General features: G+C 33.7%; 16 protein-coding genes and 2 pseudogenes. 13 read left to right on the top strand and 5 right to left on the bottom strand.

The window, feature by feature from the left end; genetic code table 11:
* Positions 1-814 precede the first annotated feature (814 nt).
* From BW942_RS08190 to BW942_RS08145, 10 genes are all read left to right on the top strand, one after another.
* Positions 815-1,294 (top strand): Spy/CpxP family protein refolding chaperone, encoded by a 480-nt coding sequence (locus tag BW942_RS08190; protein WP_000060680.1) that lies wholly within the window; start codon positions 815-817, stop codon positions 1,292-1,294.
* Positions 1,284-1,829 carry an RNA polymerase sigma factor gene (locus BW942_RS08185; RefSeq protein ID WP_000988152.1) on the top strand — a complete coding sequence of 182 codons (546 nt, stop codon included), beginning with the start codon at positions 1,284-1,286 and terminating at the stop codon, positions 1,827-1,829. The genes BW942_RS08190 and BW942_RS08185 overlap by 11 nt, the downstream gene beginning before the upstream one ends.
* Positions 1,819-2,082 (top strand): hypothetical protein, encoded by a 264-nt coding sequence (locus tag BW942_RS08180; protein WP_000786870.1) that lies wholly within the window; start codon positions 1,819-1,821, stop codon positions 2,080-2,082. Before BW942_RS08185 ends, BW942_RS08180 begins: the two co-directional genes overlap by 11 nt.
* A gap of 1,414 nt (positions 2,083-3,496) precedes the next feature.
* Positions 3,497-4,387 (top strand): YHYH protein, encoded by an 891-nt coding sequence (locus BW942_RS08175; protein ID WP_000615243.1) that lies wholly within the window; start codon positions 3,497-3,499, stop codon positions 4,385-4,387.
* Positions 4,374-4,931, top strand: a complete 558-nt coding sequence (locus BW942_RS08170; protein WP_000484462.1) for a toxin-antitoxin system YwqK family antitoxin — start codon at positions 4,374-4,376, stop codon at positions 4,929-4,931. The genes BW942_RS08175 and BW942_RS08170 overlap by 14 nt, the downstream gene beginning before the upstream one ends.
* Before the next feature lie 1,040 nt (positions 4,932-5,971).
* A complete protein-coding gene (locus tag BW942_RS08165) occupies positions 5,972-6,709 on the top strand; it encodes an SCO family protein (protein ID WP_001049241.1) in 738 nt (245 codons plus the stop codon).
* A gap of 711 nt (positions 6,710-7,420) precedes the next feature.
* On the top strand, positions 7,421-7,774 hold the full coding sequence (locus BW942_RS08160; RefSeq protein WP_000788957.1) for a single-stranded DNA-binding protein: 354 nt from the start codon (positions 7,421-7,423) through the stop codon (positions 7,772-7,774).
* A gap of 307 nt (positions 7,775-8,081) precedes the next feature.
* Positions 8,082-8,885: an enoyl-CoA hydratase/isomerase family protein gene (locus BW942_RS08155; RefSeq protein WP_000761500.1), complete on the top strand. Its 804-nt coding sequence runs from the start codon at positions 8,082-8,084 to the stop codon at positions 8,883-8,885.
* Positions 8,886-9,446: 561 nt separating this feature from the next.
* Positions 9,447-9,635 carry a hypothetical protein gene (locus BW942_RS08150; protein ID WP_000463094.1) on the top strand — a complete coding sequence of 63 codons (189 nt, stop codon included), beginning with the start codon at positions 9,447-9,449 and terminating at the stop codon, positions 9,633-9,635.
* A gap of 222 nt (positions 9,636-9,857) precedes the next feature.
* Entirely contained in the window at positions 9,858-10,601 is a 744-nt protein-coding gene (locus BW942_RS08145; RefSeq protein WP_001148175.1) for a GNAT family N-acetyltransferase, read from the top strand.
* 65 nt (positions 10,602-10,666) lie between these two features.
* On the opposite strand, the gene BW942_RS08140 is transcribed toward BW942_RS08145, so the two are convergent.
* The 4 genes and pseudogenes from BW942_RS08140 to BW942_RS08125 all read right to left on the bottom strand — a co-directional run bounded on the left by BW942_RS08140 (position 10,667) and on the right by BW942_RS08125 (position 13,835).
* A complete protein-coding gene (locus BW942_RS08140) occupies positions 10,667-11,206 on the bottom strand; it encodes a DUF1564 domain-containing protein (RefSeq protein WP_000449142.1) in 540 nt (179 codons plus the stop codon).
* Positions 11,207-11,362: 156 nt separating this feature from the next.
* Positions 11,363-11,562 (bottom strand): annotated as a pseudogene (locus BW942_RS22220) (hypothetical protein).
* A 511-nt stretch (positions 11,563-12,073) separates the two neighbouring features.
* A complete protein-coding gene (locus BW942_RS08130; RefSeq protein WP_000124812.1) occupies positions 12,074-12,448 on the bottom strand; it encodes an STAS domain-containing protein in 375 nt (124 codons plus the stop codon).
* Between the two features lie 97 nt (positions 12,449-12,545).
* Positions 12,546-13,835 carry a homoserine dehydrogenase gene (locus BW942_RS08125; RefSeq protein WP_000439715.1) on the bottom strand — a complete coding sequence of 430 codons (1,290 nt, stop codon included), beginning with the start codon at positions 13,833-13,835 and terminating at the stop codon, positions 12,546-12,548.
* 141 nt (positions 13,836-13,976) lie between these two features.
* Here BW942_RS08125 and BW942_RS08120 point away from each other — a divergent pair, with 141 nt between their 5' ends.
* The 3 genes and pseudogenes from BW942_RS08120 to BW942_RS08105 all read left to right on the top strand — a co-directional run bounded on the left by BW942_RS08120 (position 13,977) and on the right by BW942_RS08105 (position 17,432).
* On the top strand, positions 13,977-14,588 hold the full coding sequence (locus BW942_RS08120) for an LIC_10572 family protein (RefSeq protein WP_001284670.1): 612 nt from the start codon (positions 13,977-13,979) through the stop codon (positions 14,586-14,588).
* Positions 14,589-15,951: 1,363 nt separating this feature from the next.
* Positions 15,952-16,128 (top strand): annotated as a pseudogene (locus BW942_RS21690) (IS110 family transposase); the annotation flags it as partial.
* 29 nt (positions 16,129-16,157) lie between these two features.
* Positions 16,158-17,432 (top strand): amidohydrolase family protein, encoded by a 1,275-nt coding sequence (locus BW942_RS08105; RefSeq protein ID WP_000591983.1) that lies wholly within the window; start codon positions 16,158-16,160, stop codon positions 17,430-17,432.
* Positions 17,433-18,211: 779 nt separating this feature from the next.
* Here BW942_RS08105 and hflX read toward each other — a convergent pair.
* The gene (hflX, locus tag BW942_RS08100) at positions 18,212-19,915 is read right to left on the bottom strand and encodes a GTPase HflX (protein ID WP_465776196.1); all 1,704 of its coding nucleotides are present in this window, start codon (positions 19,913-19,915) and stop codon (positions 18,212-18,214) included.
* Positions 19,916-20,062: the final 147 nt, after the last annotated feature.

Genomic DNA, 20,062 nt, shown 5'->3' with positions numbered 1-20,062 from the left:
CCTACTTTAGAGACTTGATTTTTTGTTTAAAGTATGTTTGAGCTTTTGGAAGTTTAGTTTATCTGTAAAATCCGGATTTGCGGTAGTTCCCACAGATTCTGCCTCATTTTGTGATTTATCGTTTTTTTATAAATTTTTTTCTTTCGATCATACCGTTTCTGTATGAGTTCCCACATCAGAATTTATCTGTAAAATTCAAACTTGTGGTAGTTCCCACATTTTATTTTTTACGGAAAAATCAGATTTTATAAAGAAAATGTTTTACATAGACTTCACAGATTTATAGTCCATGATGATTTAGTCGTTAATAACCAGAATGTAGTAGTTCCCACAGATTTTGTCTCTTTACTTAGAACTATATAACAGAATACCTAATGTTTTATTTTGAATCAGGTTTTGCGATAAAGGCTCATGATACTCAATTTCATAGATCAGTAGGAGATCATAAACTTTTTTGACGGTGTTAAAATTGTAAGAGTTCCCACGGTTTTAAAGTCTAAAAGTGATGTCATTTTGTTTTACAAATTGTGCCTACTTTGAAAATTAAAACGGTCTTTTTGAGTGAGTTCCTAGATTTTAATTTTTTGAACAAGTTTATCAGAGTTTTATTTTCATACGTCTTTTCTTTATAATAATTCAAAAAATTTTTTCCGTAAATTTCGTTTTAAGTAGATAAGGATGCATAACGCGTTCTAAGTGAACATAGCCTAATTTTAAAATAAACCATAACAAACTACATTCCGATTTGTTTTGAATAGAGCGGTTTTGTTCCGGATCACTTTTTAAAATTCGAAAAAAAGCGGAACCAAGTTTGGTGTCTTTGGTCAGAGGTGTAGATAATGGGGGAAATCCAATGAAAGGATTTTTTAAAGTTTCCGGTTTGATTCTTTTGGTGATGACTTTGTTGGTCGGCGGTTGTAGTAGACATTATAGGTCTCCTGAAAAAAGAGCGGAGTTTGTAGTAAAAAAAATTAATTCCGAATTGGATCTAAATGATTCTCAAAAGAAAGAACTCTATCGAATTAAAGATGAAATTTTGTCCAAGAGAAAGGAGCTCAAATTACAAGGCCCTAGAATTCCTGCTGAAGTCCTTACAGAGTTTCGTCAGCCGACTTTAGACGAAAAGAAAATTAACAAATCGTTTGAGTTAGAAATGAATAAGATGATTGAGATGAGAACCTTTATGACAAAAAAGGCAGTCGAATTTCATTCGATTCTAACTCCGGAACAAAGAAATCAACTGGTGGATTTAATTACAGAGTTTCAACAAAAACATCGTCATCATGATGACTGAATCCGAATTTGCTGAAATCGTTAATTCCACTAGGAATACAGTCCTCTCTGCGATTGAAAAAAATCTCGCAGAGAGGTTTTATTATGCCATAGATGATGTGGCTCAAGAAACGTATTTTCGTGCTTACAAAGCTCTCAAAAAAAATCAATTCCGCCAAGAATCTAAACTCAGTACTTGGTTATATACGATTGCTAGAAACGAATCCCTAAGAATGAACGATAAACTTAGAAAGGAAGAGGCGCGTGCGGAGAAATTGATCAACTCCAAAAAAGAGGAAGACTTTCTCGAAGTCAAATCGAATCTGAACGAGAACTCCGAACGGAATTCTCAGGAAGTGATTGGATTGTTGCGTTCTCTTTTGATCAAAATTCCGAATAAATATAGAAAGGTTCTCGAATTCTATCTTGCAGGGTATTCCGAAAAACAGATTTCGGAAACGATGGGAGTTAAACCTGGAACCGTTAAGTCAAGGGCGGCCAGAGGAAAAGAGATGATGAAGCGAGTCGGCGCTAAGGAGAAATTTTATGAAGAATGACCGGGCTTATTCTATGAAATCAGAAATTCTCAAAAGAAAAAAAGATCCGGATTGGGTAATGCGTATTTCTTCAAACGTAATTCAAATGGATCGAAAAGAAATTAGAAACAAACGTGCGTTAGGTGCTTCTCTTATTTTATTTTTAGGTTTGAGTGTTTATGTTAATTTTTGGTTTCAGGATTTTGATCCTGGGGATTCGGATCTTTTGAGTACTGGTGTTTTTGAAGAACTAGAGAATGCTTTGGATAAATGAGATTTTTTGCGGAAAAATTAATTTTTGTTTTCTATAAAATTTAAAGGTACTCATTCTAAGCGTTAAATTTTCTGTAAATTGACCTTCTTTAGGTGTTTTGACAAATTCAAAGTTTATTGTATTACTTTTCTGGATTTAATTCATTTTAGAGTTTTATAAAATTAAAAAACAAATTTTCGCTCTTTTATGTACTGAAGAATTTATCTGTAAAATCGCAGTTTGTGGGAACTACCATGTAATACAGTTTTAACAACAAAATATTAGTTTTAAAAATTCGTAAATAATTTGTAAGAAACGTTTCTATGGGAACTACTGCATTTTATCAAAAAGTTTTCTTGTAAAACAATTGTGGGAACTCCCGTAAATTATATTTTTTCTAAGAAATTATCTTGAAAACTATAGAGATTGTACCAGAACTTTGTTCATTGATTTACTACGGAATATCTATCAAAATGGTTTGAACAGTAACAACGGGTTTTTACAAAAATGTATTACATTCTAAAAGTTGCATTAATCCCTGAATTTATGACTTTTTTGAGGAAGCCAACATTCTAACTAACGTGAGTTCGGCGTAAGGAACTCATAATTCTGAAAAAAGTTGGAATCTGAATTTTACAGATCGATTCTTTAAATAGAGTTGTTGAAAAATTCCCTAGTTCCGATTAACAAAACTGCTTCAATTGCTCATTTCCATAAAATAGAAACAAATGGAGAATTAATTTTTCAACAATTCTAATGTAGGAACTATTACAAAAATCAAATTCTAAAAAAAATAATTACAAAATAATAAACGGGTTTCTAAGCGACGGTTTCTGTGGGAACTACCATAATTTATAAAATAGAAATTTATAACAATTGAATCTGTTGTATTCAAGTGTGGGAACTGCTGCAAACCACGATTTTACGAACAAATTCTAAAATTGTAGGAACTCATACTTTTAGAAAAGTCTTTCTCAGCCGAACCACTTTAAAGTGAGATTTTAAATTTCGATGATGGTCAGCCGCAAAATAGAGATTTTGTGCAAAAACCTGATTGTACAATAATTCTTTTTGTATTTTCTAGTAGTTCCCACAATTTTCAAAGTTTAACCGGTGAACCCACGATTTGCAGTAGTTCCCACATTTATTTTTCTTACGAAAAAATTGACCTAAGATAAAGCGGATTGCTTACACTGAATTCAAGTTAAAATACTAAATACTCAATTTTATAGTTCTCAAGTGGATAAGGCGAAAATTGTAAAGTAGGGAAAAAATTGTTACTCTAAAAGCGTTCATTTCAAATCCAAACTCCTTTAAAAAAACAAAAATTAACTTAGTCTACGAGCATTTTAGTTCTTTATCTTATACTCAAGTAGTGTAAAATAGGCGCGCTTAAACCCGGATTCGGGTGTTTGAAAACAATGTAGGAGAAAATATGATTCAAAAATCGATTTTAATATTTCTGGTCTTTCTTTCCTTCGTGGTTTGTAAGAAGGATTCCAACGATGATGATCTTACTGTAGCTGCTTTGGCCGCGCTTTCTGGCGGATATTGTAATGGAAGTTCAGCTAATACGGGAATTACAGTATCTAAGGGTACGGCAACTTTGGATGCATCCTCAGGTTGTGTTACCGGAGTGACTACTTGTATGGATTCAGCGCTTCCTACTTGGATCAAGAATAACTTTAAATGTTCCGTAGCTTATGTATCTGGTTCCAGTTATATATTTAAATCTCAGAACGTTCCCAATACGAAAAGTTATTATTACGGTTCAAGTTCTCCTTTGTTTGAAACACTTCCGACAGGAAATATGCCTGCAGGAAATAATTCCGTTTCGAGTCAAAAATTCGTTTATACGATTCCTTCCAGTCCCATAAAAGGAAGTGGAACTGTCGGAACACAAGGCGGACTTGTGTCGATAGGAATTACAGTAAACGGTCTTGCGATTTTTAATAACGCAGCCAATCCACCTGATACTCTCGCAGTGGAGGCTCAGACTTTTGATAACTTTGGAGGCCATCCTCAAAATACAGGGGTTTATCACCATCACGCAGCGGTAACAAAGGTGAGTAACAACGATTCAAATTTGATCGGAGTGATTTTGGATGGTTACGCAATTTACGGAAAAAAATGCGATAACGGAACTTCGTCAACTGGAGATGACTTTGTCCCAACTGATTTGGATAATTTGCATGGGCATACAAAAGCTACGGTTCACTTTTCTACTCCAACTTATCACTATCACTTTGCTCCTGATGCTACTGCAGGGATTGACACTTTGATGGGTTCCTTTTTTTACGGAACGATAGGAAGTGTTTCCAACTAAATCGTTTTTCATACTTTCGATTGTCTTGACGGTCGTGTTTGTCGGCTGTCAAGCAGGAGAGACGATTGAAAATACAGATCCGAACTTACAAGTGTTCCAAGGCCGATTTTACTATAGAGGGAAACTTTTCACCGGATTTATCAAAAAAGAGATTCCAGTTTTGGGAGAGATAGAAACGACCCAATTTAAAAACGGTTTAGAAGATGGTGAAATGACTTCTAAAAACAAAGATGGTCAGTTATTGGAAAGAAGATATTTTAAGGAAGGGTTCAAGGAAGGAATTCATAGGACTTGGTTTCTAAATGGCAACAATCGATTGTATTCCGAGTTTCGTTCCGGAAAGTATATTCACGATCGTTGGGAATGGTATGATAATAATCGACCTTTTATCTACGAAAAATTTGATGAAAACGGAAAATTACTCGTTTCTAAAAAATGGAATCGGAACGGACAAATTTTTATGAATACCGTAATTGCAAAGGATGGAAGTTCTATCGGTTTACCCGGAAGCAAAATTTGCGAGCCTATCAAAAGTTCGGACTGATCGTTTTCCATTTTGTAGAAATAGAATTTTAGAACGTCTATTTTTAAACAACTGGATCTTTGAATTATGTTTGAAAACATAATTCATTTTTTTGAATATAAGGAAACTTATAGTTAACGCGCGTTTGGCGTAAAAAAATTAGAAAATTATATTAGAGTTGTTGAAAAATTCCATAGTTCAGATTAACAAAACCGCTTCAATTGTTCGTTTCCATAAAATAGAAACAAATGGAGAATTAATTTTTCAACAATTCTATTCTAATGAATTTTTTCATTGTATGATCTTCGCCAAATATTGATTTATGAAGAAATTGAGTTTTTGGGTTTTATGGAAGTTTCTTTTGAGACTTATTCAAAATTTTAGAATGAATCATTTTGAATTTTCAGTAAAATATGGTAGTTCCCACAGAAACTATTATATTCTATGATTTATAGTTTTACTGACCACTATAAAAATAAGGACCGTAAATTTTGAGATAAATGCCAGTTTCAAGGTGGAATTTTGGACATATATTTTATCATTCTGAGTAGCATTTTTGTTATTATGATTTCTGTATGAGTTCCCACATTTTTGTGAAATTACTATAAGGCTTGTCTAAAAACCAAAACCGTCCAATCTAGGAACTACTACAAAAATTTAACGAGATTAGAATTACTCGAAAGTTCGTAAATTGCCAAATACAACTTAATTTGTAGGGAACTACTGCATTTTATTGAAAATTTTTAAAGAATTATAGCATAAAATTCTTTGAGGTTTGGGGACAGCTCTAAGTATCTCAGAAATATTTTAGAATAATCGGAATCGGCACTTTAAGCAAAGATAAAATATTTTGAGATAGTTACTGAACTCTATAAAATTAAACATTGTGAGTTTTTATTGTAAAGCACTGTTTGAATATAAAATGTTGACACTCTATTCTATAATTCTGAGTAAAACGCATTTCTGTTTAAACTCAGTAAAACTTTCTCTATGGATCGTTCTAAGTAACTTAGTGCATTGCTTTGTGGCAGATTCTTAATAAAAAAAGTTGGTTTGAAATAATGAATTTAATATATAAATTATTTATAAAATTAATATATTCTTTTTTTATTATATTTTTTGTTGTTTTTTGTGAAGATATAAAAGAAAAATACCATCCTGAATTAACTTATTTTTCTTTTCCTAAGGAAGGAATTCTTCCTTACTTTAAAGGTGAAGTAATGGATCCTTATTGGCAGGAGGCGGACAAAAAATTGCCGGATGATCTTAGAAAGGTTCCGGAGTTTACTCTTCTTACCCATGAAAACCTTGCATTTAACAATCAAAATTTGAGAGATAAGTATACGTTAGTCGTATTTTTCTATGCGAAGTGTAAGGGTATTTGTCCCATGATTACCAGAAATATGTTGAATTTTATCCCTAAGATAAAAGACCAAACTGATCTTCAGATTGTTTCGATTACTGTAAATCCTGAGACTGATTCGGTGGAAGTTCTTAAAAAATTTAGAAATCAATATAAAATTGTTCAGAATAATTGGGTTTTTCTCACGGGTTCTAAAAAAACGATTTATGATTTAGCAAGAAATCAATTCGGCGCGGATATAAAGTTGATTTCTGGAAAGGATAATTTAAACGATTTTGTTCATACGGAGAACGTATATTTGATCGATAAAAAAAATTATTTACGAGGAATATATAGAGCCAAAGGTTCTGGAGATTTGGAAAGATTGAAAATAGAATTGAATACTTTAAAAGAAGAAGATAAAAAATCTGCGATTACTTCATTTAACATAGATTAACGTAAGAGATTCATTTTATAAAATTTGATTTTTCTGTAAAAATAAAATGTGGGAACTAACACAAGTTTAGGTTCTACACTTAGATTTTGAAAATGTAAGAACTCTTATCGATTCCAATCACGAAAAATAAATGTTTAAAAATTCATAATGTGACTTAATTTGTGGGAACTGCTACGAATCTAAGATTTTGCGATAGAACCTTGAAATGTGGGAACTCATACAGATCTGGATTTCACAGTAAGACTTACAAAAACTCAAATATTATCTGAGCAAGAGACTCGATTCGTAAAGATAAAAATGAGTGTGGGAACTCATACAGAGTCTTATTACTCGAACGTATAAAAACAATGCTATGATGAGTTTGTTTCAAAAATTAGAATGTGGGATCTTTTTCAAAAAAGCCAAAAATTTCAGATTAGGCGTAATTTGTAAGAATTTCTATGTTTTCACAAAATGGGCTGTTGATTTTTGATCTTATTTTTATATATCCGAGTAGTAATAATCAATAAAACTCTAAAAACCTATAATGGTAACAAAAAGATTTGCACTGTGGGAACTAACACGTTTTTTTAAAGATCAAATCGCTATTTTGTAAACATCAAATCAAAAGCTTTCTCAAAAAAAATTTAAGATTTATGCTCCATTCAATTCTTGTTATGAACTGTTGTTTATAGGGAAGAACAAATTTTCCTCACAATAGGAGTATCAAGAATGAAAAACATAGCACATATCATTTTGGATGGGAATCTTACTTCCGATCCGGAAATCAAAACCTTGAATAGCGGAAAGAGTGTTGCTACATTTACTCTGGCGGTGAACCACGATTATAAATCTACTTTGGAAGAACCGGGAGAAGTTTCTTTTGTAGAAATCGAATTGTGGGATCGTCAGGCCGTAAATGCGCACGAGTATCTCAAAAAAGGAAAAAAAGCAACCGTTATTGGTGAACTTCGCCAAGATCGTTGGAAGGCACAAGACGGTAGTAATAGAAGTAAATTGAAAGTAGTCGGACAAATGATTCGATTTGATGGTCTACCTGGAAAGAAAGAGCGAGAAGTGGCTTAAATTTTTAAAGGGAGAATTAAAAAAATTCTCCCTTTAAAGCTTGCCTAAAACTTTAAAGCCATGGGAACTTTTGCAATTTTTAACCTATTGAAAAAATTTATAAATCTTCTACTAATCTCTGTGGAAATGAATATCGTGAATTTTTATAGAGATTAGTAAAATCGAAAGTTGAGAATTCAAACAGTTAGTTTATTTTTTTATAAGAATTACTCTCTGAGAAGAAAATAAGTTTGATCCAAAATTATCAAATGTTCACTTTGTCAATCAATCGAGGGATTTTTAAATCCAGGAGATCGAAAGCAATCGTATGAAACTCGCAAAAGAAATAATTACTTCTAAAGATTCAAAAATTGGTGTTATGAAGTTGGTATCCGACGGCGGCCCGATGACATTGACGCTTTCCTTGATTCACGAGATGTGTGATATATTGAAAGAATTTACCGTAGACCAAGAGATTAGGGCGGGAATTATTTCCGGACCCGATGGAGATTTTTGTGTAGGGCTGGATCCAGATGCTATTTTAAATTCCTCTGTTGATGAAATTGCAAAAATTATGGCCGGAATTTTTGAAATGTTCGACTCTCTTATGAGTTTTCCAAAACCCTTAATTGCCGAAGTGGGTGGTAACGCCGTCGGAGGAGGGGCGATCATCGCTTACACGTGCGATTATAGATATATGGTAGACGGAAAAGGAAGAATCGGATTTGCAGAGCCGTTGGTAGGACTGCCAATTACATCTGCACTAATCATTAGAATGAGACAAATCATGATTCCTTCTTCCGTATCCGAAGCTGCCATGGAAGGTGCTCTTTATAAACCTTCTGATGCAGTTCGAAACGGATTGTTAAGCGAAGTAGGGGCTTCTTTAGAGGAATTGAGAAAAAAATCCTTGGGCAAAATCAATGTTCTTAACCGGATTCCGGCTTCTGTAACAGTAGAAACTAAAAGAGCTTTGAACAAAGAAGCGTTAGAGGCTGCAAAGTCTGCTTCGAAAGAATTAGCATATCTTTTTAAGACCCAGTCGAGTATTATCCCGAATCTTTTGGAAGCAATGACCGCAAATAAAGAAAGAAGAAGACCTGTATTGACTCATGCGGCAAATTATTCATAAATCAACGTGAGTTTACTCTAGAATCTGTCCCAAAAACCTAGAAATGTGGGAGCTATCACATTTTTAATTACTGAAGAACCTTCAAAAAACGTAATTGAATCTACAATGAGACTAAATTTGTGGGAACTACTGCGGAAACTATAATAGCGAAAAAATACTAAAATCGACAATCAACTGTTTCTGCGAGAGCAACTGCATTTTTGAAGATTCAAAAATAATTAATTCTAAGGTTTTGGAAGATTTTTAAGAAAATTGAAAAGAATGTAAACGAAAGAAAATAGTATTTCTTTTGTTGTAGAACTATTTGTAGATGGAATCGGATTTTTTTGAAAGTGTGGGAACTACTGCGGAATTTCGTTGCAAAAGAAAAATTCCAAATTGCCAAAAGAATAAAAAGAGGCATAATTTGTGGGAACTATCACATTTTTGAAGAAAGATAAGTTTTCCGGAATTAAGAATTTCTTACGCCAAGACCACTTTAAATCATCTTAATCTACTATACTATTCATAACTATATAATAAGGTACCTAATCTTTTACATAGAATTTTTATCGTAAAGTCTTGTTTGAGTCTAAAAGATTGGATACTTTTTTATATAGTTTAGTTTTGAGTAACCAAGTGTCTAACAAAACTGCTACAATTTTTGAAATTCAACTTGTGGGCCTTGTTTTTGGTAGTTGTTGCTTATTTTGGGATTTTAAATCTGAATATAAAGAGATTTATTTATTAGATGAAAAAAAAGAGTTTTAGATTGGTCCTATTGGTTTTCATTTTAAAACTTGTATCAAATTTTTTAAAAAATTAAATTATAATTTTATAATATTATTTAACAGAAATGACACCCTTGTCTATAATTCGATTTTATCATTGTTCGAAATTATAGAATACGTAAAATTCTATTTATAAATGGAGATTCGTATCAAGGCTCATTTCCTTTATTCTGTCCGAATTAGTCATCACTAGGAATTTGTAATGCAGGCGAAAGTTGTAGAAATCACTGAAAATTACGTTAATCTTCTTAAGACTCTTTCTAATTTGATGGGAACTTCTATTATTAATTACAAGAGTTTTGATTTTTATTCAAATCCGGCTTCGAATTGGTTTACGAGAATTGTCTTAAAGGAAAATCTGCAATCCGAAGATTTGCTTTTAGAAATCGAAGATCTAAGACTTAAGGGATTTGACCCATATATATTGGATTTCTTAAATACAAGGGCTCATGAAGTTTTTATTTATGAACTCGGGTATAATTCTTGTGACGAACAGATCGGGATGTTCTTGGAAGGAGATGCGATTTCGTTTAATAAAAAATTAAATACGAATTTGAATATTCAGAAAATTGAATTAGAAAAGGATTTAAAAATTTGGCTAAAGATCTTAAACGATTCTTTTGAATCTGAAGATCGACTGAGCTTATATTCCAAGTTATTAAATATAGAATCTTTTCGTTTGTATGGGGGTTTTGTGAACGGGCAAATGACTACAACTGGAATGACTTTTTACGATGGTGAGTCTTTCGGTTTATACTCTATTACAACTGATCGTAATTATAGAGGTTTGGGCTATGCGTCCAATATTGTTGAGCATATATTAGGTGAAATACGAGAAGTTTTTTCTGGTTTTATTATTTTACATGCGACACAAGCAGGAAAAAAAATTTACGAGAAGTTTGGTTTTGAGAATTCTATTTTGCTCCGTCATTGGGGCAAATTGTAATACGATTTGAGGAGATCCAGTGTATTTTTTCAAAATCATCTTCCTTGAGGATACTTGATGGTTTTTTAATGTGAAAACCATTTTCCGGTTTCTAATGATTTAAAATAGGATTTAGGTTTATATTGAAATTTGCGAATTACTCGATTGTTTGTCAAGTTTAGGTGAAGTATATAACTGTAAGAGCGATGGAAGGTGGGAACCCCAGCGTTAACCGTATTCACGATCGAATTTCCAACGCCCAAAGAATCCAACCAAAGGAGATAATTGAAAAGATAACAACGAGATATACCATGGGCTTGTGCAAGAGCGCCAAACAAAGTCCAACTTGCAGTATTGACCCGAACATTAACACGTTTCATTTTATGTTTTCCTGGACTGGGCTGATATAAGGTTCTTCCAGCGTTTTTACCAAGTCGTTTTGTAGTAGAAAGATATTTTCCGTAGATTTTTAAAAGTTCAGGAATTTTTTTGGAAAGGTTTTTGCGATCCTTTTCGGAAAAATGAATCCAGGTTTTTTCTGGAATCAACAAAGTAACAGTTTCAGAATTGTTTTTACCAAGAGAAGAATTGATTTCAAAGTTAGAATTTAATAATAAAGTTTCCATACCGATAACAGTTCTATGTGAAGATCGAATGGAGTGGATTTTTGAAGAAAAAAGTTGAAAATTTATATTTTATATTTCAAGAAACCTTTATAAAATGAATTTTTAATCAATGTCTTCACCAAACTACGATTTCATGTAGAAATTTGATTTGCTGGTTCATCTAGTGAAATACAATAAATTTTGAAATACGTTATAATTTAAGGTAAGTTCGACGTAAGAAAATATGGGCAAATCCGGTTTGCCACAGATAAGCCGGACCGGGCTTTCACCAATCAACAAATTGAGGATTCGCTTGAAAACAAAATCTTTTCTCCTGATTTCAATTTGTTATAGAACGCGATCTGTCGAGCGCTCACAGAAGCGGGACGCTGAGTTTAAAAGAGTGTTTTGCGTATCAATTACTTTCGCCGAATTTACGTTTTATTATATAGTCTTGAGTAGATTGGTATTCAACGTTTACTTTGAATTCATCGTTAATTTAACTTTATACGTGGTAGTTCCCACAACCCTAATTGTTTAGAGACAAATTTTAATAGATAAACGACTATTTGTTGTTAATTGAGGATTCATAAATTTTTTTCTTTAACTTTAAATCGTATTAAAAAGTTACCTGAGTATTTGAAAATATTACTGTAAAATTGTGATTTGTGTGAGTTCCTACATTTTGTTTTATAGTAAAGAAATAAAAATGAATATGGGACCTCACACAGACTTAAAAACCCAATATAAATGTGGGAACTACTGCATAACATTTTACAGAAAAATTCTTGCCAGACATTCGATTTGAATATCGGGAAAACAAATCATTGGCTCGCTGAACTTTAGAGAGTTTGATAAGATTCTATTCAATTGAACAACGGATATTTTTTAAGAAGAAAATGCTTTTTGAGCTTCCTCGATTGAATGATAGATTTGAACTTTTTTTGGAAGTTCCATTAAACGAATTACATTTTCTAAAAAATGATTGAGACCTCCAATGACAATTTTACCGGAATGTTGATCAACTGTTTTGATTAAGGTAAGAATTGTAGCGACTCCTACGCTGTTGATATATTCTAAATTGGAAAGATCTAAAATGATATTATAAATTTCCTCTTCAAAGATAAAATGAATTTTCCGAGAAATTTCAAAAGAATTGGAATTAGTCACCTTCCCGTTGAAGACAACGAGTTGGACTTCCTTATCGGGAAGACTCGTTCTTGAAGTCTCGATGTATAATGAGTCAAATTCTACTCTCGCCATGAAAATTCCTTAACTATGTTTATAAGAACATTTTTTTTTAAATTCTATTACTGACACTTCGAAGAATCTTTCAGATTCACGTTCGAGGGGGAGATTTTCAGAGTTTATCCTCTAAACGAATTGCAACCGAAGTATGTCGGATTAGAGACAACCCGTCTATGATCTTCAATGAATTTTTAATACTTTCTTCCGTTGCTGGATGTGTAATTACTACAACTTCAACCGGCTCTTTTTCTGTCTCATTTTGCCTTACCGAAGAGATCGAAACTCCGTGGTCCCCTAGTACTTTAGAAATTTCAGAAAGAACTCCAGGTAAATCCACGGTAGTAAATCTGAGGTAGTAGCGTACCAAAGAAACATTGGCTTCCGAAATCATAGCTTGCGGAAAAATATTTTTTTCCTGAAAAATACCTTTGTTTCTTCTCGCTCCATAATAAAGAATATCGGAGACAACTGAAGAAGCCGTTGGTAAAGATCCGGCTCCCTTACCTACAAACATACCCGTTCCCGCATAAGCGGTTTGATAATAGACTGCATTCATCTCGTTCATAATATTTGCGAACGGATGTTTAATGGGAATCATCACGGGTTGAACTCGGGCCTCGATTTTATGAGATAACTTCCGTACCAAACCAAGAAGTTTAATTCTATAACCAAGTTCGCTCGCAAATCGAATATCCAATCCGCTAATCTTTGTTATACCTTCGATTTGTACACTCTGTAAAGGAATTTTTTCGGAGAAAGCTAAACTTCCTAATATGCTGATTTTGTGAGCCGTATCAATACCTTCCACGTCGAAGGTAGGATCTTTTTCCGCAAAACCCAAATCTTGAGCGATACGAAGAGCCTCTGAATAATCCAGATTTTCCAATTCCATTTTGGAAAGAATAAAATTTGTAGTTCCATTGAGAATACCGTATAAAGAAAGAAAAGAATCGGAACCCAAACTGGACTTGATGGAACGAATTACTGGAATGGCACCTGCAACTGAAGCTTCTATTCCGATTTCCAAACCCTTTTCTTGAGCAAAAGAAAACAACTCGTCTCCTTTTTGTGAAAGTAAGGCTTTGTTTGCAGTAATTACAGTTTTACCGAACTTTAACGCATCTTTTACGATTGAATAAGCTATATCCGTTCCACCTACGAGTTCTAAGATCATGTCAATTTCGGGATCTGTGACTAATTTTTGATAATCGGATTCTAATTTGCAGTTAGGGAAACTTTGAAGTTCTTTTTTGATTTTTTCTGGAGTTCGAGTACAAACGGAGGAAAGGATCAGCTCTATTCCGAATTTTTCAAGATACTTGTTACTTTCTTTTTTTAAAATTTCGATGACTCCTGAGCCGACAGTTCCGGCACCGATCAATCCAATACGAATGCGTTCCATGGTTTACCATTTTCATAACTTGCGAGTAAGATTCAAATGCAAAAGTGATGTTCTTAGAAGGATTGAAATTTTAATTTACAACGATTCATTTTTCTGGTACCAATCAAGTAAAAGTTCTTAAATTTAAAGACACAGGTCCAAATGGCAAATAAAAGAAGGCCTCCTAGAAAGAAACATCATTCCAATCACAAAGGTTCGGGAGGAAATCGAGAAAATGCGGATTCCAACCGAGGCGGAAACGAACAGAGAGTAAGATCTCATCAACAGCGTCAGCAACAACAAGGGAAAAATTTTCAAAGAAATCAAGAGTTTCCGCGTAAAAGTAAAGAACTCGCTTTAGAGAAAAATTCTTCTCCTAAAGTAAGAGCGTCCCAAGAAAACGGGAAACTTATAACGAGAGCGATCTTTATCTTTAGCATCCTGCTTTTAGGAATTTTTAGTTATTTCATTTGCGAAAACTATCATACAAAAACCCCCGTTTATGGTAAACGCGGTTGGGATGATACCTTTCATAAATCTGTAACTTGGGTTCAGGCAAAGGAGATCTGCGAAGAAAAATCCAAACGTTTACCTGGAAAGGATCAGCTTAAAACTTTCAGTAAAAGAGCGGATCAGAAATTACGAAATGCGGGAACCTTTTGGTCTTCCAGTCAAGACGGAGAAGCAGGTTATTACTTTTCAGTAAATTTCAAAGATGGTTCTGAAACGAGCAGTCCTGGAACAATAAAATATAACGTGATCTGCGTTAAGTGAGTTTGTTGCGTTTTGTGAATTTTCAAATTAAGTGAATAAGTTAGCGAAAGGGAATTTTTATGAAATAAGTTCTTAATTTGATGATGTTCGCCAAACGACGATTTTATGAAGACAAACATCGATAAAATAAATTTCTAATTTGGTAAGAGATATTTAAGATTACTATTTTTTATTGAGATTAGAGCGTTACCGTTACTTTTGCTTTTATAGATGTTCTTTGAAGTTTGTCTCTAACGTATTTAATTGTTGATGAGTTTATGCGTAAAAATATTTACAGCGTATCTCTAAATCTAATTGTATTTTATCAGAAAAATCAAATTGGTAATTTAATGTATCACTTCTATTGGTGCTCTACGAGTTGTATGACTCCAGTAGTAGGAGTTTTCCTGTGACAATCAAAACGCGATTTATAAGAGGGTTTTGCTAGATCAAAGAGAGTCGTTGTATTGGTTTTTTGGGATTATCCTGCGGGATAGTGTGCCATATCAGACTGTTTAAAAATTTGAAAAATCATTACCTAGACTGTTAATCGTTTGGTCTGTGGTCAATTTTTCTGTAAAAGTTGGATGTGGGAACTCACACGATATAGATAAACTTCGAAAAATGCAATAGTTTCACATTACGTCACTTTAAGAAGCTGATATGTCCGTTGTTAATATGGATTATTTTGCCTCATAAATAAATCTAAATTTGTATAAAGTAATCTTCTATAGAAAATGAGTTATTTTGCATGGGTTTTGAAGGAACCATTTCTTAAAAGTTTGTTTTATAGTAAAAAATAAAAATGAATGTGGGAACTCCACTTTTAGTGTTTACATAGAATTATGAGTTTGTTCCAAAGTTTCAAAGAATTTTATGTTATAATTCTTTAGAAATTTTTAATAAAGTATAGTAGCTCCTACAAATTAGGTCATATTTGGCAATTTGCGAGTTTTTGAGCAGTTCTAACCTCGTTAAGTTTTCATAGTAGTTCCCACGTTTTTGTGAAACTCAATCTCATGAGTCGTTTGAAAAATTCAGCGCCTCGCGTCTTGAATTCAATAAAATGCTTCCTGAATGTGATTCTTGGAGAGGTATTTGCTGAGTTTCCGGATCGCGTTTTAGGTACTCGAAGAACTCAACAAACAGTGGTGGCGTTTAGGATTTTGGACAAGCTCTATATAACAAAATATCCAATATTTTTCTTTGGAATAGGTTTTTGTGAGAAAATTTAAGTTACTCAATTTTATAGGAATCCGTAAAAATTAGCAAATTAAATATAAATTATCTCTATTAAGACAAAATGGCGCTCTTCGGACTTGAAAACCGTGGGTTAGATGCAAAGCATTTACCACAAGACAAGAAAACCAACAAAAGGAACGTAATGAAAAGAAAGGTATGTAGGAATGGGTGTTCACAAAGAAACATCAGTATTGCATATTTACCGAGCAATAGTAAGGAAATGGTGAAAGAACAAGTTATAAAACATAATGAGGTTCAGATCAAAAAATTCATCAATAAACTAAAAACAGAATGGAACGAAATTCATTGTTGTTACGATCTTCCAAGTTTATTCAAAAAGGAGTTTAGATGATTAAAAAAATATCCGGTAGGATTGTTACTCATGAGAAAGATTTTTTAGGAACTGTGGAATGGGATTCTAAAACAGGATTGATTTTAACCGTTTTAGAACAAAAAGAATCTATTCCTATTTTGAATTCACAACACCAGGAAAATGAAATTCAATTCAATTCTTTAGAGACTGTAATTTTTCCGGGGTTCGGAGACATTCATATTCATGCGAGAGAAGACGAAAGTGGCAAACATACTTACAAGGAAGATTTTGTTTCTGCAAGTGCCGCCGCCGTGAATGGTGGAGTAATTCATGTGGCAGACATGCCAAATAATCCGATTCCTCCGATCGATGAAAATTCATATTCAAAAAAACGCAAGTTAGCTGATCGATCAAATATACACATAACGTTATATGCAGGAATTGGACCGGATACGAAGCCATTGAAAAAATCAGTGCCTTATAAAGTTTTTATGGGACCGAGTATTGGAGAACTTTTTTTTCATAATAATCAAACCTTGGAAGATACGATTTCCAGTTATGTGGGCGAAAATGTAAGTTTTCACTGCGAAGATCCGGAAATTTTAGAAAAACATCAGAATGAAACGTTTCACGAAGATAGAAGGCCAGCTGAAGCGGAAACGACGGCGACTGATTTTGCATTATATCTGATTGAAAAATACAATCTCAGAGGTAAACTTTGCCATTATTCTACCGGAGAAGGTCTGAACAAGATCAAATTTGCAAAACAAAAAGGAGTAAAAGTAACGTGTGAAGTTACCCCTACTCATTTGTTTTTTGATAGGTCTATGTTGACTCCGGAAAATCGTCATTGGTTCCAAATGAATCCTCCTCTGAGGAGTAAGGAAGATCGTGAAAGAATGTTGGAAGGAGTCAAACAAGGTTGGATCGATTATCTTGCTACGGATCACGCTCCTCATAGTATCGAAGAAAAACGTAAAGGTACGAGCGGTATTTCTCAATTAGATACATATTCACTTTTTGTAACGTGGTTGGTTTTGAAAGCGGGTGTAGAATTAAAAACGGTCGCAAGAATCTGCGCAAAAAATCCAGGTGATTTTGTGAACGAATATCTTCCTGAAAAATTCGGAAAGGGTTTTGGAAGGATCGAACCGGGTTACTCTGCCAATTTTACTGTGTTAAATCTAAAAAAACCAAAGAAGTTTTTAAAAGAAGAAATTAAAAGTAAATCTGGTTGGTCTCCTTTTGAAAATTTCGAATTTCCAGGTTCGATCGAAGCTGTGTTTTTTCTTGGGAAACAGATGAAGTGAAATCGATGTTGTTTGTGGGAACTCCTCTGTATGATTTAACAACAAAATCTCTGTTTAGAAATCCGTAAATTGACTGTAGAGTCTGATTTTTTGTGGGAACTACTATCGAAATTGAACAACGAAAACGACTGTTTAAAAGTTTATCCGTAAAATCACGGTTTTGTGGGAACTACCACGTATAGAATCAAATTAACGATGAATTCAAAGTAAAGTTTGAAGACTAATCTACTCAAGACTATATAATAAAACGTTTCTTCATGTTTTCCTCCAAAATTTTCATTCTTTTTGAGGACTTCAAACATTCTAAGTGGTTCTAAATTCGGGAGCATGTCAAATGCTCTTTCCAACTTAGCGTTTCACCTCTATGGAAGTTCGACGGATCGCGTTCTATAACAAATTGAAATCAGGAAAAGATTTTGTTTTTGAGCGAATTCTCAATTTGTTGATTGGTGAAGGCGCAGTTTCGGCGTGCACGGGTCCGCCCATATTTTCTTACGTAAAATTTCATATTATTGAAGTGTAAACTATTGGATTAGGTACTCTGTTCTATAGTTTTGAGTAAAATGTGGGAACTACTGCATTTTATCAAAAGATTTTCTTGTAAAACAATTGTGGGAGCTATCACAAATCACAATTTTACGAACAAATTCTAAAATTGTAGGAACTCATATTTTTAAAAAATTCTTTCTCATACTTAACTCAAGTTAAAAAAGTATTCGATATTTTATGTTAAAACAGGATTTTACAGTAAAAATTTATGACACTCAACTTTATAGAGATCAGTAAACCGAACTGGTGTTAGAATAATTAGAACGAGACAAATTGTGGATTCTATCTTCCAAAAGATCCAGAAAAGTTTTTAAACCCCAACCTTGAAATGCAGAAACTAAAATCGAATCGGAAAAAGTATCAATTCCTAATTCCTCTTTTAAATCTGTAATTGCTTCCAAACCCGGACCGTGATCTACCGAAGAAGATTTTTTATAACCGTTTTCAATTACCCAGATTTTAAATTTTTCAAGACGATCAATTTTATTGAACACTTGGATCATAGGTATATGAGAAAGTTCTAATTCTTCTAAAATTTTTTCAACCGCCTCCATTTGAAGTTTGTAATCCGGATTGGAAACGTCTACAACATGAACTAAAAGGTCTGAATCTCCCAGTTCTTCTAAGGTTGCCTTAAATGCGTTAGAAAGTTCGGGAGGAAGGTCGTGTATAAACCCGACCGTATCTGAAATGATAATTTCCCTTTCCTCTGGAAAACGAATCCTTCTTGTAGTAGGATCCAGAGTTGCGAACAACTTATTTTCCGAAAGTACTTCGCTGTTTGTCAGAGCATTTAGGAAAGTGGATTTTCCTGCGTTTGTATAACCAACGATTCCGACGGCAGGTAATTCGTTTTTCTTTCTCTGTCTACGATTAATTTCTCTACGCTTTTTTAAAGACTTAAGTTCCACTTCTAGTCTAGTAATTCTCTCTTCAACTCTTCGTTTACCGATTTCTAATTTTGTTTCTCCGGGACCTCTTCCTCCAATTCCACCAGTCAATCTCGACATGTTATCGTCCAACTCCGTTAGACGCCCTTTGAGATATTTTAATTGTGCAAGCTCAACCTGAAGTTTACCGTCTCTACTTTTTGCATTTCTTGCAAAAATATCTAAGATGAGTTGTGTTCTATCGATTACCTTGATGTCTGCAATATCCGAAATCTTTTTTGCTTGAGAAGGAGTCAGTTCAAGATCGAATACTAGAAGTTCCACGTGTTTTTGAATCGCCTTCAAAATGATTTCTTCTAGTTTTCCTTTTCCTAAAACCGTAGAAGGATCAAGACGGTTTTTCCTTTGTATAAACGTATCTACAACGTGGACTTCCGCGGTTTTACAAAGTTCTTTTAATTCCTCCATAGACAAAGAAGGATGCCTACCCACGTTTCTTTCCGGATAAACACCGACTAAAAAAGCACGGTTTTCCTTTTGAGCGTCTTTGAGATTCTTTTTGGAACGAGAAAGTCTAGATTCTATCTCTAAGATTTCTTCTAGAATTCCTTCCGTAAGTTGTCCGGGATATTGTTTAGGAAGAACGGTCCAAAGTTCGTCTTCGGATTCCGGATTGAGATGAGCGGAATAATATCCGTTTGGATTTCCGAAATGATCCATAACGATAGCGGTAAAATAATCCAGACGCAACAAAGCTAAGTCGGTTAAATCCTCTTGATTTAAGGGTTCACCCTTTAAATGAGTATGAACTAATCTGAGACCTCTTAATCTTGCCTCGGAAATACGAAGTCTATCTAAAAATGGAATTTCGATCGAATTATCAGAACCCACCAACACATGGGTGACGTAACCAGACCGATCGATTAGAATTCCGATTTGTTTGCCAATTTCTAAGGATAATTCGCAGATATTGCGTGCCAGTTCTTGATTGATGATTACGTCTTCCCGAATTCTTTTTTCGGAAATTTTTTTCAGTCTTTGGATTTGATTGGATTTGAGGCCGTTGAGATTCCCGCTGAGCTTACTAATAAAATATTCTCCCTTTTACTAAAACTTAACAGCTTTCAGCATATACGTCAAGCATTCCGATTTTTGGAAATCATGCTTGTCACGGAAAAAAATAGGAAAAAT

The organism is Leptospira interrogans (assembly GCF_900156205.1).
Lineage (GTDB): Bacteria > Spirochaetota > Leptospiria > Leptospirales > Leptospiraceae > Leptospira > Leptospira interrogans.
This window is presented reverse-complemented; position numbering and strand designations above follow the sequence as displayed.

Bases quoted from the DNA above. Each gene is read 5' to 3' on its own strand.
- BW942_RS08185 (WP_000988152.1), top strand. From the start codon at position 1,284: ATGATGACTGAATCCGAATTTGCTGAAATCGTTAATTCCACTAGGAAT.
- BW942_RS08180 (WP_000786870.1), top strand. From the start codon at position 1,819: ATGAAGAATGACCGGGCTTATTCTATGAAATCAGAAATTCTCAAAAGA.
- BW942_RS08175 (WP_000615243.1), top strand. From the start codon at position 3,497: ATGATTCAAAAATCGATTTTAATATTTCTGGTCTTTCTTTCCTTCGTG.
- BW942_RS08165 (WP_001049241.1), top strand. From the start codon at position 5,972: ATGAATTTAATATATAAATTATTTATAAAATTAATATATTCTTTTTTT.
- BW942_RS08160 (WP_000788957.1), top strand. From the start codon at position 7,421: ATGAAAAACATAGCACATATCATTTTGGATGGGAATCTTACTTCCGAT.
- BW942_RS08155 (WP_000761500.1), top strand. From the start codon at position 8,082: ATGAAACTCGCAAAAGAAATAATTACTTCTAAAGATTCAAAAATTGGT.
- BW942_RS08145 (WP_001148175.1), top strand. From the start codon at position 9,858: ATGCAGGCGAAAGTTGTAGAAATCACTGAAAATTACGTTAATCTTCTT.
- BW942_RS08140 (WP_000449142.1), bottom strand. From the start codon at position 11,206: ATGGAAACTTTATTATTAAATTCTAACTTTGAAATCAATTCTTCTCTT.
- BW942_RS08130 (WP_000124812.1), bottom strand. From the start codon at position 12,448: ATGGCGAGAGTAGAATTTGACTCATTATACATCGAGACTTCAAGAACG.
- BW942_RS08125 (WP_000439715.1), bottom strand. From the start codon at position 13,835: ATGGAACGCATTCGTATTGGATTGATCGGTGCCGGAACTGTCGGCTCA.
- BW942_RS08120 (WP_001284670.1), top strand. From the start codon at position 13,977: ATGGCAAATAAAAGAAGGCCTCCTAGAAAGAAACATCATTCCAATCAC.
- BW942_RS08105 (WP_000591983.1), top strand. From the start codon at position 16,158: ATGATTAAAAAAATATCCGGTAGGATTGTTACTCATGAGAAAGATTTT.